The organism is Streptococcus gallolyticus subsp. gallolyticus DSM 16831 (assembly GCF_002000985.1).
Lineage (GTDB): Bacteria > Bacillota > Bacilli > Lactobacillales > Streptococcaceae > Streptococcus > Streptococcus gallolyticus.
Genome location: NZ_CP018822.1, coordinates 2,094,664 through 2,108,396, shown reverse-complemented (window position 1 = coordinate 2,108,396; position 13,733 = coordinate 2,094,664). Strand labels below are relative to the sequence as shown.

The following is a 13,733-nucleotide window of genomic DNA, read 5'->3' as shown; positions in this document are numbered from 1 at the left end:
ATGGAAGAAATACAAGTACATTTAGATAAAATGCTTAAGTTGAGAAATATAACCTCCAAAGAATTGGCTGAAAAAATTGGGATAACTGAGGCGAATTTATCGATTTTAAAGACTGGAAAGGCAAAAGGTGTTAGGTTTAATACGTTGATGAATATTTGCCGCGAATTAGACTGTCAACCAGGAGATATTTTAAAATATAGGAGAGACTAAGATGAAAAAGAGAAAATTTTTGCTAGGACTGTCAGTGCTGTTGCTAACTATTTTGGCAGGATGTGGTGCTGATTCAGAATTAACTGACGTGTCGCAAGACATTCAAACGGAGATTAACAAAGATTATTCAGCAGAGTTGTCAGAAATGAAGATTATGGATATTATTTCAGTTGAGAGCGATGAGGAACAACAATTATCAGCACAGTTTTCGGGTACTCTTTATATCATGGCTACCAAAGAGGACTTGCAGAAGTTATCTTCTGATGTCGATTTTGCTTTAAATAACGTTTCATTTACGGCTGTTAAAGAAAATAGTGACGATGATTTTAACCTTAGGTATAACAATAAGACGTATTTTTCGGTTAAGAAAATTGATGTGACAGATATTGATAAGGTGAAAATTACATCAGATTGGTCAAAGAAAATTATCGTGGCATTGCGTAATACCTAAAAAAGTCCCGCTAGGTTACCTAGCAGGACTTTTAATGTTTGAAATTATTGTTGCGGTGTCATGGCATTAAGGATATTATATTTCTTTTGAAGGAAATAACGTCCAAGAAGCGCAGCTGCACCAATGATTAGCATAACGATAGCTGGTAATTGTGGGTTGATAGCTGCTGGCAAGAATGCTGTTGCAGTGTAAAGGAGAACCCAACCAAGCATTGCTAAAACGAGCACCAGGATAGTTTTAGCCCAACCTGGACGTTCGCTTTTTGGTTTACCAGAATGGCGATAGATGAAGTGATAAGTGGCATACATAGCAGCACCACCACCAAAACCAAGGGCAAGCAATGAAAGCAAGCCAGAACTTGTTGTCGTTGAATTGAAGAAACCAATGACAGCATTAAGAAGGGCAACAACACCAATGAAAAGAAGTGATGTATCAAGCCACATTAACCAAGGATTATCATTTTTGGCAGTTTGCTCAGCTTTCTTGTCTGAAGCTTTTTCAGTAAATGAAGCAGCCCAAACGGTAGGTGCGCCGAAAAGAGCGCGCGCAGTCAAACCTTTTTTCTGATTTTCAACGATTGTTGGTAAAACTTCTTCTAAAATCGCTTTGATTTCATCATCAGATTTGCCATCTTGAATCAATTGATTAGTAGCAATGTGAATAAATTCTTGATTCTTTTTAGTAAGATTAGTTAAATCCATAATATATAGTCTCCTGTTTTTGTGAAATAGAAGTGTTGCTAAGAACATCCAGTAAAGCCCATGATTAAGATGAATTACTAGTGAGAGAAAATAAAACAGTTACTTCCTCTAATTAATAACCACCATAAATACGCTGCCGATAAAATATCAAACTTTCGTTACTCAACATAGCCCAACATATCAAATTAACGCAAAAACATTGGCTTGATAATAATCACTTTTCGAACTAGTAAGCTGCCTAGGAAGAATCCTAACAGCTTCTTCCGTAATGCTGTTAACGACCTTAGTCGCAACAACGATTGAAAGATTATGACGTGAAAAGTTTGGTTCGATAATAACCAAACTTCAAGCTAGTAAGAGTTTTAGCTGTCGGCATTAATGTTACGACATGAGAGATTTGATTCGATAATAATCACTTTTCGAACTGGTAAGAGAGTTAGGGAAGTCATATAAGACTTCCAATTTATACCTTCAACGTTGACAAATGTTACGACATGAGAGAATTGATTCGATAATAATCAATTCTCGAATTAGTGAGTGGTTTAGGTTGTCTCCGCAAAGTTACGACGAGAGAAAAGTGATTCGATATTAATCACTTTTCGAACTAGTAAGCTGCCTAGGAAGAATCCTAATAGCTTCTTCCGTAATTCTGTTAGCGACCTTAGTCGCAACAGAATTTGGCAGGTTAAAACCATTTCTTCCTAAAGAAATAGATAACAACGAAGGCGCTCATAGCAGCGGCGATAAAGACAATGTACCAAAAGGCGTGTGGCAGACCATTTAGTGGTAACCAGTTATTTTGGAAGTTCATGCCATAAGCTGAGAAGATAACGGTTGGAATATCCAAAGCCATGGTCATCAATGCCAAGGTTTTCATGATGGTATTCTGATTGTTGTTAATGATTGAAGCAGTTGTTTCTGTCATGGCGTTCAAGACATTTTCATAAATGCCAGCCATCTCAATCGCCTGTTGCGTTTCAATCAGAGTATCTTCAAGCAAATCTTCATCTTCGATATATTTTTTCAAAGAGCTGGTACTACTCGAAAGTTTTTTAACGATACGTTCGTTGAATTTCAATGAGGCTTTCAAATAGACAATAGATTTTTCCAACTCCATCATGTCAATTAATTGCTCATTACGTGTGGCGTTTTCCAATTCAGCTTCGATTCGGTCGCTTTGACGGTCGATAGAACGAAGGGCTGTTAGGAATAGCTCTGCATTACGATAAAGCAATTGGAATACAAAACGTGTTTTCATGAATGTGTAAAAGTTTTTCACACGACGATTGAAAAAATTATCAAAAAGCGTCAATTCTTGCAAACACGTTGTGATAACAGCGTTATCTGTCACGATAATACCGAGCGGAATAGTGACATAGTAACTTTTGTTATTACGTTCTTCGTAGGTTGGCACATCGACGATAATCAATGTATAATCATCTTCAACGGCAATACGTGATGTTTCTTCAAGGTCGAGTGGCGCACGAAGGTCTGTAATATCAATATTGAATTGCTCAGATAATTTGACAGATTCTTCCTGGGAGGGGTTGACCAAATTAATCCAAGCGCCGGGCTCGAATGTATTGATTTCTTTAAATTCTAACGCTGTTGATAGAAACATTTGTTCCATAAAAACAACCCCTCCTTTTACTCTAAGATACAAAATCTAGTTAGTTTAGCGTATAACATTGGATTTTGTTCAATTCATTTTTGCTGTATGTCATATTAAAATCCTTAGCTTGATATTTTCAAGAGGAGAAAATTTTACATACTAATCTATTATACTACAATTAGCAGTTTTTTGGGACAAAGAATAGTAGAAAATTTGTTATAATAAGGTAAGAATCTTAGAAGTAGCTATGAAGAAAGGACTAGGACATTGGTAAAAAGTGAACCTATCGGATGAAGGATCATCAAGATAGGTTATTCATTTTGCTGATGAATAGATTATGCAAGATAAATTAATTATTCGTGGGGCACGTGCCCACAATTTAAAAAATGTCAATGTTGAAATTCCGCGGGATAAGTTGGTTGTTGTGACTGGTTTGTCTGGTTCAGGAAAGTCAAGTTTGGCATTTGATACGATTTACGCAGAAGGGCAACGTCGTTATGTAGAAAGTTTGTCAGCTTATGCGCGTATGTTTCTTGGTAATATGGAAAAACCAGATGTTGATTCGATTGAGGGTCTCAGCCCTGCTATTTCCATTGACCAAAAAACAACTAGTAAAAATCCTCGTTCTACGGTAGGGACAACGACAGAAATCAACGATTATCTGCGTCTTTTGTATGCTCGCGTGGGGACACCGTATTGTATCAATGGGCATGGTGCCATTACGGCATCATCTGTTGAGCAAATTGTTGACCAAGTTTTGGAATTGCCAGAACGGACGCGAATGCAGATTTTAGCGCCAGTTGTGCGTCGTAAAAAGGGACAACACAAGACGATTTTTGACCGTATTCAAAAAGATGGTTATGTGCGTGTGCGCGTGGATGGCGAGATTTTCGATATTTCAGAAGTTCCTGAGTTATCTAAGAGCAAAATGCACAATATCGAAATCGTTGTTGACCGTTTGATTAATAAAGACGGTATCCGTTCGCGCTTGTTTGATTCGGTGGAAGCTGCGCTTCGATTGGCTGATGGTTATGTGATTATTGATACTATGGATGGTAATGAATTGCTCTTTTCAGAGCATTATTCATGTCCTGTTTGTGGTTTTACCGTTCCCGAATTGGAACCACGTCTTTTTTCATTTAACGCACCGTTTGGTTCATGCCCAACCTGTGATGGCTTGGGAAGCAAATTGGAAGTCGATTTGGATTTGGTGATTCCTGACCGTAGTAAAACGCTTCGTGAAGGGGCTTTAGCACCGTGGAATCCAATCTCATCTAACTATTACCCAGCCATGCTAGAACAAGCCATGACTTCTTTTGGTATTGATATGGATACACCATTTGAAAATTTGACAGAAGAAGAACAAAACTTGGTCTTGTATGGCTCAGGTGAGCGTGAATTCCATTTCCACTATATCAATGACTTTGGTGGTGAACGTAATATCGACCTTCCGTTTGAGGGAGTCGTCAATAATATTGACCGCCGTTATCATGAAACAAATAGTGACTTTACACGTAATGTTATGCGTGGTTACATGAATGAATTGCCATGTGCAACTTGTCATGGTTATCGTTTAAATAATCAAGCACTTTGTGTTCGTGTTGGTGGCGAAAATGGCTTAAATATTGGGCAAGTGTCTGATTTGTCAGTTGCTGACCACTTGGAACTTTTAACTCACCTCGAACTCTCTGAAAATGAAAAGACGATTGCAACGCCGATTGTTAAGGAAATCAAAGACCGTCTGACCTTCTTAAATAATGTTGGCTTGAATTATTTGACCTTGTCGCGTTCTGCGGGGACTTTATCTGGTGGTGAAAGTCAGCGTATTCGCTTGGCAACGCAAATTGGTTCAAACCTATCAGGTGTCCTTTATATTTTGGATGAACCGTCGATTGGGCTTCATCAACGTGACAATGACCGTTTGATTTCAAGCTTGAAAAAAATGCGTGATTTGGGTAACACCTTGATTGTCGTTGAACACGATGAAGATACCATGCGCCAAGCTGATTGGCTCATTGATGTCGGACCAGGTGCAGGTGATTTTGGTGGGCAAATCGTTGCCTCTGGAACGCCAGAAGATGTTGCAAAAAATAAAAAATCAATTACAGGGCAGTATTTGTCTGGAGCGAAAGAAATTCCTGTGCCACTAGAACGTCGTAAAGGAAATGGGCGCGTGCTTCGTGTCAAAGGTGCTTCTGAAAATAACCTGCAAAATATTGATGTGACTTTCCCACTTGGTAAATTCATTGCGGTGACAGGTGTTTCGGGTTCTGGAAAATCAACCTTGGTTAACAGTATTTTGAAGAAAGCTGTTGCTCAAAAATTAAATCGCAATTCTGCCAAACCTGGTAAACACAAGGCACTTGAAGGTATTGAGAACATTGAACGCTTGATTGACATTGACCAAAGCCCAATCGGCCGTACTCCGCGTTCAAATCCTGCAACTTACACAGGTGTTTTTGATGATATTCGTGACCTTTTTGCTAAGACCAATGAAGCTAAGATTCGTGGTTACAAAAAAGGACGTTTCTCATTTAACGTCAAAGGTGGACGTTGCGAGGCTTGCTCTGGTGACGGAATTATCAAGATTGAAATGCACTTCTTGCCAGATGTTTACGTACCTTGCGAGGTTTGTCATGGCACACGTTATAATAGTGAAACGCTTGAAGTTCATTACAAAGACAAAAATATCGCTGAAATTCTTGATATGACAGTCAATGATGCGGTTGAATTCTTTGCACCAATCCCTAAAATCGCACGCAAATTGCAAACTATCAAAGACGTTGGACTTGGTTATGTTACTCTTGGACAACCAGCCACAACGTTGTCTGGTGGTGAAGCACAGCGTATGAAATTGGCGAGTGAACTTCACAAACGCTCAACTGGTAAGAGCCTTTATATCCTTGATGAACCAACGACAGGACTTCACACAGATGACATTGCTCGTCTGCTTAAAGTCCTTCAACGCTTCGTGGATGATGGAAACACCGTGCTTGTCATTGAACACAATCTTGATGTAATTAAGACAGCTGACCACATTATCGACCTTGGACCAGAAGGCGGTGTCGGTGGCGGACAAATCGTTGCCACAGGCACACCAGAAGAGGTCGCCAAAGTTAAAGAATCCTTCACAGGACAATATTTAAAAGACAAATTGAAATAAAAAGATACCCAGATAACGAAAGTTATCTGGGATTTTTTGTTAAATTAGATTTAGAGCAAGTTTAATTAGTAAAAAGTAAATTTATTAATAAAAATATTGAATAATCTCACTTGAAACACTTGACAAAACGCTTGTTATACTAACTATAACAAGGCTTGACTTAGGCGCCAAGCCTTTCTAATTGTGATTAATATGGAAATAAAAATATTGGCAAAATTATTAAAAATATCATCTGTATAGTGTATTGAATAGGAGCAATTATGAATCAAGAAGATTATGAAAAACAACAGGAAATGGAGAAATTGCTTGAAAATGATCGTAATCAGAGGATTAATCAAGTTGAGCAACTCCAGAATCAAAATATTTTGGAACAAGAACGTTTAAATAACGAAAAATTACGTTATCAAGAAGAGTTACTTCGCGAACAGAACACACTTCAGTTTGAGAAAGAAATGGATGACCGTATTTTTCAACTGCGTATGACTTTAGCGCAAACTTCAGATACTCTTAGCCGCAATGCTCTTCAAGCTCTCTTAAACGAAGAAGAAGCTAAACGTGATCGCTATTATGCCGAAAAGGAAGCACGTAGAAAAGCTGCTGAGCTAGCTGAGCAAGAAAAGGTGGTTAAAGAACAAGAGTTAGCTAAGAAACCAGACAAAGGTAAGGGAAAAAAGTCTAATAAGAAGAAAAAGAGTAGTACCAATACCCTAGCGACGATAGTTCTAGGAATATTGACATTAGTAGCTGTTATTATTTTAGTAACGGTTTATAAAAGTTATAAACAAAAATATGCTACCGAATCAACATCATCTACCAGTACGACTACCGTTCACAAAGGTTCGGTAACTTCAACAACTAGTGATACCAAAAAACAATCGAATACTAGAAGTAAGCAAGCTAGTTCTTCTCAGAAAGTATCATCTAAGTCATCTAGTAAAATAAAAAATTCTGTTTCAGCAAGTTCTTCGAAAAAAGTAACGTCATCGTCATCGATTGGAAGTCGTGCCTCCAAAGATTCATCAGGATTTAAGATAAAAGATTATACAGGGCAAGATTATAAAATAGCTGTTAAAGATTTAGTCAATAATTACAGTATTTCAGAATCGCAAATTAAAATTGAAGAGATTTCAACATCAGATTATAAAGAAGGTTTGATTATCAGTCAATCACCAAGCCAAGGTGAGACCTTTAAAGTAGGTGGTGATGACAAAATTGTTTTTAAAGTAGCCGTAGAAAGCACAGTAGCAATGCCAAATCTGACAGGCTATACTTATTCAGAAGCTATTGCTGCCTTGACGGCTCTAGGTGTGTCAAGTTCACATATTACGGTTTATCAAGCCGACCCAAATTCTTCTACGGGTTATGTACAAGTAAGCTCACGTCTTCAACAGCAACTGTCACTGCTCAGACACCATATTATGGTAATACACTAAGTGATAACGTGGTACTTTACCTAGCAGCTGATGAAGAACAAGAAGAAAACTAGTGTAAGGGTTGTTCAGTTGATGAAATGAATTTAGAAAAGAAATTCATGGTTTAAAGTCACCAAATTGTGATAATAAAATGGAATTAGTGACTGATAAACCTAAAAAAAACGTGTCATTATTTGATATACAGGAGAGAACAGTATGCTTAATGTTTTTATGTTTTTATTTATGTGGTTATGTGAACAGGGACTTATAGGACTATATTTTATCTTGGGGACGGGCTCGTTACCAACATTTGGTTACATTGAACCAATTTATATTGTACTATACATTCTGGCGACCTCTGCGATGACAGCATTGTATATTTTGCCAGCGCTTATTTGTAAAACGAGTGTGAAGATTATTATCTTTATTTTATGTTTCTTTACTAGTTTTACAGGACTAGGTTGGATATTACTCATGGTTTGGGCAGTATCGTCTAATAACAGTCAACGTCGGCGTGAACATGAGGAAGAATTACTTGATATTTTAAGAGATCGCTATTAAATTATTCACTTTCGATAATAAAAAATACACTCTGAAAGCTGATTGAAATCTGGTTTTCGGGGTGTTTTTTATCAACTTTTTTTCACCACTTAAGCTTTTTTGGAAAAAGTCGGTAGAATACGATTGTGTTGGTGTTTTTTTGGTATAATAAATTTAAAATACCTACTAAGGAGAGTTGTATGCTAGCGAGAGTTGAGCGATTTGAGGCTAAGTTGAATCAATCAGAGGTTGATGCGTTTTTGGTGACTGGTCAAAATAATATTTATTATTTGACAGGGTTCTGGGGAACGTCAGCGACTGTTTTTATTTCTAAAAGTCGTCGGTTGTTTGTGACGGATGCTCGTTATACCTTGATTGCTAAACAGTCTGTTCAAGGATTTGACATCATTGAAAGTAGAGATGCTCTCCAAGAAATTGTTAAGGTAATTCAGGCGGATAATCTAAAAAAAATTGGTTTTGACAGCCAAGTATCTTTTGCTTATTATCAGACTTTGCAGGGTGTGTTTGCAGGTTATGATTTGGTAGCTATGACGAATTTTATGGAAGAATTGCGCATGATTAAAGATGCTTCTGAAATTGCGACGATTCGTAAGGCTTGTTCGATTTCTGACCGCGCATTTACGGATGTGCTTGATTTTATCAAAGCTGGTCAGACGACTGAACTGCAAGTGGCTAATTTTCTTGATTTTCGTATGCGAGAATATGGCGCCTCTGGTGTGTCTTTTGAAACCATTGCAGCTTCTGGTTACCGCTCTGCCATGCCTCACGGCGTAGCCAGTGAGAAAGTCATCCAATCTGGTGAAACGTTGACGCTTGATTTTGGTTGCTACTACGACCATTATGTCAGCGATATGACACGTACCATTCATATCGGTGAGACGACTGATGAAGAGCGTGAAATTTATGACGTGGTTTTACGTGCTAATCAAGCGGTGATTGATTCGGTCAAAGCAGGAATGACACGCCGTGATTACGATAAATTGGCGCGTGATGTGATTGCAAAAGCGGGATATGCTGAGCAATTCACGCACGGCATTGGACACGGCATTGGGCTTGATATTCATGAAATTCCGTTCTTTGGCAACTCAGATGAGTTGGTTGAAGTTGGTATGACTATTACGGATGAACCAGGAATTTACCTTGATAACAAATATGGTGTCCGTATCGAAGATGATTTGGTTGTGACAGAAAATGGCTGCGAAGTCTTAACCTTAGCACCAAAAGAATTGATTGTGTTGTAGAGTTAGATAAGGAGGAAAACGATGACTGATAGACTTTCTTGGCAAGATTATTTTATGGCAAACGCGGAGCTGATTTCCAAGCGTTCGACTTGTGATCGTGCTTTTGTTGGTGCTGTTTTGGTGAAAGATAATCGCATCATCGCAACTGGTTACAACGGTGGTGTGTCAGAAACTGACAATTGTAATGAAGTTGGGCATAAAATGGAGGACGGACATTGTATCCGCACCGTTCATGCTGAAATGAATGCGCTCATTCAGTGTGCTAAGGAAGGCATTTCAACCAAAGGTACAGAAATTTACGTCACACATTTTCCTTGTATCAACTGTACCAAGGCGCTGCTTCAAGCGGGAATTAAAAAAATTACTTATAAGACTGCTTATCGCATGCATCCATTTGCTATCGAATTAATGGAACAAAAAGGCGTTGAATATGTTCAACATGACGTTCCAGAAGTTAAATTGGGAATGGATGAATCGGAAGATTAGTGAAGTTTAGGGAAAATGATTTATGAAAAATAAGGGAATCATTCTTGCAATATTAGGGATTCTAGTTTTATTCTTTAATCTCTCTCAACCAGTTTATGCAGGGGTTGGCAATACTGAAAGTGGTGGTAGTGTCACGACTGGCGGTGACGGAGGTTCTGGCTCTTTTGATGGTTCTTCAGGCGGATTTTCGAGTGGTTTCTCCAGTGGTTCAAGTTCGAGCAGTAGCACGTCAACATCTAGTGGAGACGGTGATTTATTCGGTGCTGTATTTTTGCTTGTCATGCTCTACGCGTTTAAGAAAACAGGCAATGATGGGAAAGTAGAGCCTGAAAATGACGAAAAAGCCATTGAAGCTATCAAATTGGTTCATCCAGATTTTGACGAATACGATTTTATTTCATACACGAAAGAATTATATTTAGAATTGCAAAATGCGTGGATGGACAAAGATTGGGAACGCGTTCGGCATTTAGAAACAGAGAGCCTTTTCCGTCAGCATAATATGCAGTTGCAAGAGTACATTGATAATCACACAACCAATCATTTGGATAGAGTTTGTGTTGACCGAGCTATCATCAAATCGTTTAAGATGTCAGATGACCATGATGTGGTTAAAGTGATTTTGTCATCGTACATGTGTGATTACATCAGAAACGATGACACGGGCGAATTAATTCAAGGTGACCCAACAGAACACCTCTATACTGTTTACAATATGGAATTCATTTATGAAGAAGATGATGTTTCTGATTCAAATCCTTACCAACATTGGAAATTAAACACCTATGAAGTAGTGGACGAAGATGAATTTTATTTGAAAAAAACGAAATTTTTTAGCAAAGGATAACTAAAAGCGCACTCATCTGGGTGCGCTTTAAAATACAAAAAATAAATTTTTCATTTTAATTTATCATTTAAAATTTTTTCATCAACTTCTGAAGCAGGCATCCAACCTTTTGCTAGCAAATCATTGATATAACAATTATTATATAAGACGGCAAAGGCAATGTTAAGACCAAGACTGACGTTAGCATCAATATTGAGAATCGTTGTTAACATCAAACCTGCAATGATTGAGCCAATCATAATTCCCAGCCATTTCCAATCCTTGCGAAACAGTGGCACAAAGAAGAAAAAGAAAAGTGTTGTCCAGCTAAAGCCAACTTTGACTTCCTTGATTTGACCGCTTGTATTTTCAAGTCTTGCTGTCATCCATAAATCTCCCTTAAAATAAATAGTTGATAATTCATTTTAGCAGAATTAATTTTCTTTAACAAGAAAGATGTAGTAATGCCTTTTCAAAGATTAAAAACATTTGAGCCATAGCGTATTTTATGGTAGAATGAAGTGATAAATAATTTATAAGAGGTAATTAATAAATGATTGAAGCAAGTAAGCTTAGAGCAGGTATGACTTTCGTAACATCTGATGGAAAACTCATCAAAGTTCTCGAAGCAAGTCACCACAAACCAGGTAAAGGTAACACTGTTATGCGTATGAAACTTCGTGATGTACGTACTGGTTCAACTTTTGATACTACTTATCGTCCAGAAGAAAAATTTGAACAAGCAATCATCGAAACACGTGCTGCACAATACCTTTACAAAATGGATGACACAGCATACTTCATGGATACTGAAAGCTACGAACAATATGAAATTCCAGTTGTTAACGTAGAACAAGAATTGCTTTACATCCTTGAAAACTCTGAAGTTAAAATCCAATTCTACGGTACAGAAGTTATCGGTGTGACTGTTCCTACAACAGTTGAATTGACAGTTACTGACACTCAACCATCAATCAAAGGGGCTACTGTTACTGGTTCAGGTAAACCTGCAACTCTTGAAACAGGTCTTGTTGTCAACGTACCAGACTTCATCGAAATCGGTCAAAAATTGGTGATTAATACGCAAGAAGGTACTTACGTATCACGTGCCTAAGCTTGCTAGTAGAGCGGGTAGAGAGGGCACCGCTCTCTTTGCTTTTATCCTTATATTTTAATTAGAAAGGAATGCTTATGACAACTGAAAATATCGGTGATATTGTTATTTCACCACGAGTACTAGAAGTTATCACAGGTATTGCTGCAACAAAAGTCGATGGCGTTCATTCACTTCGTAATAAAGCTATGACAGACAGTTTCAGCAAAACAGTTTTAGGTAAAGGTGTTTACCTTCAAACAGAAGAAGACGGCACAGTTAATGCAGATATTTACGTTTATCTTCAATACGGTGTTAATGTTCCTGCTGTCTCAATCGCAATCCAACAAGCTGTTAAAGCAGCTGTTTACGATATGGCAGAAGTAACGATTTCATCTGTTAATATTCACGTTGAAGGTATCGTTCCTGAAAAAACACCAAAACCAGATTTGAAAGCATTGTTTGATGAGGATTTCTTGGATGACTAATAATTTTACAAATTCGAGACGAGACCTTCGTGAACGTGCTTTCCAAGCGCTCTTTAGCCTAGAATTTGGTGGAGAATATTTAGCAGCCGTACAATTTGCTTACACTTATGACAAGACAATCGAGGAAGACGATACAATTGATGTTCCTGTCTTTCTTTTAAATCTTGTTAAAGGCGTACAAGATTTCCAATCTGAAATCGACCAACAAATTGAAACACATTTGAAGTCAGGCTGGTCATTAGAACGTTTGACATTAACTGACAGAACCTTGCTTCGCTTGGGGCTTTACGAAATCAAATATTTCGAAGAAACTCCAGGACGTGTAGCGGTAAATGAAATCATAGAAATTGCTAAAAAGTATTCAGATGACACTTCAGCAAAATTTGTCAATGGCTTGTTGAGCCAATTTGTCGTAGAATAATAAAAAGAGCGAAAGTTAGAAGCTTTCGCTCTTTTTAAGTAGCAACAGTCGGTTATCTAAATAGAAAAACACCAACTATTTTTGTGATAGTTGGTGTTTTCATGTCTAAATACTTCCGCCAGGTAGAAGTGATATTGGTAAAATGTAATCTTTGCTTGTCTTTTCGCCTTTGATTTTCTTTAACAGAACATCCACGATTAGGCTTGCAATTTCATCAATCGGTTGTCGAATAGTTGTCAATTGTGGGAAAAAATTCTCAATAAATGATGTCCCATCATAACCGATAATCTTCAAATCTTCAGGAATATTTAACTCAAGCTGGTGCGCGATTTTCATCGTAAGAATAGCTGTTAAGTCATCTGAAACAAAGATGCCGTCAGGTTTATTGCTTGCGATGATTGACTTGATTTCCATTTCACGGCGAATCGTCGATAAGTTATTAGGAACTTTGAAAATCTTGCCGTCTGGAATTTGGAAAGAAAAACCAAGTGCACGTAAGCCCGTCGGCGAATCGGTGTTGTCATTCCCTGTAATCATGATGATGTTTTCACAGCCATTTTTCTGGAGTGTTCTAGCAGCTAATTTTCCACCTTCGAAGTTATCAGAAGAAATAATTGGGACATTAGGAGCTAAATTTCTATCAAAAGCGATAATAGGTGCGCCAACGCGTTCATAATCGTCAATACCGAGGTTATGGCTAGAAGAGATGATACCGTCAACTTGGTTAGCTTCGAGCATTTCAAGGTATTCACGTTCCTTGGCAGGGTCGTTTTGACTGTTGCAAATGATAGTTTTATAACCATGCTTGAACAATTCGATTTCAAGATATTCGATAAGTTCAGAATAGAAGATATTGCTAATATTTGGGAAAATAAGTCCGATAAGCTGAGCAGATTTTCCTTGAAGTCCACGAGCCAGATTGTTAGGTTTATAACCTAGCGTTTTCATAGCCTCTTGGACTTTTTGTTTTGTCTTTTCTGACAAATAGCCTTTATTATTAATAACGCGTGAAACGGTTGTTGGGCTAACACCAGCTAATTCAGCGACATCTGTTAGTTTTGCTACCAT

16 protein-coding genes are annotated in these 13,733 nt (G+C 37.8%); 11 read left to right on the top strand and 5 right to left on the bottom strand.

Annotated elements, in window-relative coordinates:
• Both BTR42_RS10460 and BTR42_RS10455 read left to right on the top strand, forming a co-directional pair.
• Entirely contained in the window at window positions 1-210 is a 210-nt protein-coding gene (locus BTR42_RS10460; RefSeq protein WP_009854897.1) for a helix-turn-helix domain-containing protein, read from the top strand.
• 1 nt (window position 211) lies between these two features.
• Window positions 212-661 (top strand): hypothetical protein, encoded by a 450-nt coding sequence (locus tag BTR42_RS10455; RefSeq protein WP_077497624.1) that lies wholly within the window; start codon window positions 212-214, stop codon window positions 659-661.
• Window positions 662-705: 44 nt separating this feature from the next.
• On the opposite strand, the gene BTR42_RS10450 is transcribed toward BTR42_RS10455, so the two are convergent.
• From BTR42_RS10450 to BTR42_RS10445, 3 genes are all read right to left on the bottom strand, one after another.
• Window positions 706-1,362, bottom strand: a complete 657-nt coding sequence (locus tag BTR42_RS10450) for a DUF1129 domain-containing protein (RefSeq protein ID WP_013643410.1) — start codon at window positions 1,360-1,362, stop codon at window positions 706-708.
• 180 nt (window positions 1,363-1,542) lie between these two features.
• The gene (locus BTR42_RS12615) at window positions 1,543-1,704 is read right to left on the bottom strand and encodes a hypothetical protein (protein WP_157769868.1); all 162 of its coding nucleotides are present in this window, start codon (window positions 1,702-1,704) and stop codon (window positions 1,543-1,545) included.
• A 343-nt stretch (window positions 1,705-2,047) separates the two neighbouring features.
• On the bottom strand, window positions 2,048-2,992 hold the full coding sequence (locus BTR42_RS10445) for a magnesium transporter CorA family protein (protein WP_003066347.1): 945 nt from the start codon (window positions 2,990-2,992) through the stop codon (window positions 2,048-2,050).
• Window positions 2,993-3,311: 319 nt separating this feature from the next.
• On the opposite strand from BTR42_RS10445, the gene uvrA reads away from it, so the two are divergent.
• From uvrA to BTR42_RS10415, 6 genes are all read left to right on the top strand, one after another.
• On the top strand, window positions 3,312-6,137 hold the full coding sequence (uvrA, locus tag BTR42_RS10440; protein WP_014620251.1) for an excinuclease ABC subunit UvrA: 2,826 nt from the start codon (window positions 3,312-3,314) through the stop codon (window positions 6,135-6,137).
• Between the two features lie 260 nt (window positions 6,138-6,397).
• Complete coding sequence (locus tag BTR42_RS10435; protein ID WP_231873054.1) at window positions 6,398-7,570, top strand: PASTA domain-containing protein; 1,173 nt, start codon at window positions 6,398-6,400, stop codon at window positions 7,568-7,570.
• A gap of 195 nt (window positions 7,571-7,765) precedes the next feature.
• Window positions 7,766-8,110: a superinfection immunity protein gene (locus BTR42_RS10430; protein WP_009854892.1), complete on the top strand. Its 345-nt coding sequence runs from the start codon at window positions 7,766-7,768 to the stop codon at window positions 8,108-8,110.
• Window positions 8,111-8,289: 179 nt separating this feature from the next.
• A complete protein-coding gene (locus BTR42_RS10425; RefSeq protein WP_039693459.1) occupies window positions 8,290-9,351 on the top strand; it encodes a M24 family metallopeptidase in 1,062 nt (353 codons plus the stop codon).
• Between the two features lie 21 nt (window positions 9,352-9,372).
• Complete coding sequence (locus BTR42_RS10420; RefSeq protein WP_009854890.1) at window positions 9,373-9,837, top strand: deoxycytidylate deaminase; 465 nt, start codon at window positions 9,373-9,375, stop codon at window positions 9,835-9,837.
• A gap of 22 nt (window positions 9,838-9,859) precedes the next feature.
• On the top strand, window positions 9,860-10,684 hold the full coding sequence (locus BTR42_RS10415; RefSeq protein WP_009854889.1) for a TIM44-like domain-containing protein: 825 nt from the start codon (window positions 9,860-9,862) through the stop codon (window positions 10,682-10,684).
• Window positions 10,685-10,734: 50 nt separating this feature from the next.
• Here BTR42_RS10415 and BTR42_RS10410 read toward each other — a convergent pair whose 3' ends face one another.
• Complete coding sequence (locus BTR42_RS10410; RefSeq protein WP_061458054.1) at window positions 10,735-11,049, bottom strand: DUF2628 domain-containing protein; 315 nt, start codon at window positions 11,047-11,049, stop codon at window positions 10,735-10,737.
• Window positions 11,050-11,216: 167 nt separating this feature from the next.
• Here BTR42_RS10410 and efp point away from each other — a divergent pair, with 167 nt between their 5' ends.
• The 3 genes from efp to nusB all read left to right on the top strand — a co-directional run bounded on the left by efp (window position 11,217) and on the right by nusB (window position 12,665).
• Window positions 11,217-11,777, top strand: coding sequence for an elongation factor P (gene efp, locus BTR42_RS10405; protein ID WP_009854887.1), 561 nt, complete (start codon window positions 11,217-11,219; stop codon window positions 11,775-11,777).
• 77 nt (window positions 11,778-11,854) lie between these two features.
• Complete coding sequence (locus BTR42_RS10400; RefSeq protein WP_012962452.1) at window positions 11,855-12,244, top strand: Asp23/Gls24 family envelope stress response protein; 390 nt, start codon at window positions 11,855-11,857, stop codon at window positions 12,242-12,244.
• Window positions 12,237-12,665: a transcription antitermination factor NusB gene (gene nusB / locus BTR42_RS10395; protein ID WP_077497622.1), complete on the top strand. Its 429-nt coding sequence runs from the start codon at window positions 12,237-12,239 to the stop codon at window positions 12,663-12,665. The genes BTR42_RS10400 and nusB overlap by 8 nt, the downstream gene beginning before the upstream one ends.
• A gap of 105 nt (window positions 12,666-12,770) precedes the next feature.
• Here the strand turns inward: nusB and BTR42_RS10390 are convergent, their stop codons facing one another.
• Window positions 12,771-13,733 carry a LacI family DNA-binding transcriptional regulator gene (locus tag BTR42_RS10390; protein ID WP_009854885.1) on the bottom strand — a complete coding sequence of 321 codons (963 nt, stop codon included), beginning with the start codon at window positions 13,731-13,733 and terminating at the stop codon, window positions 12,771-12,773.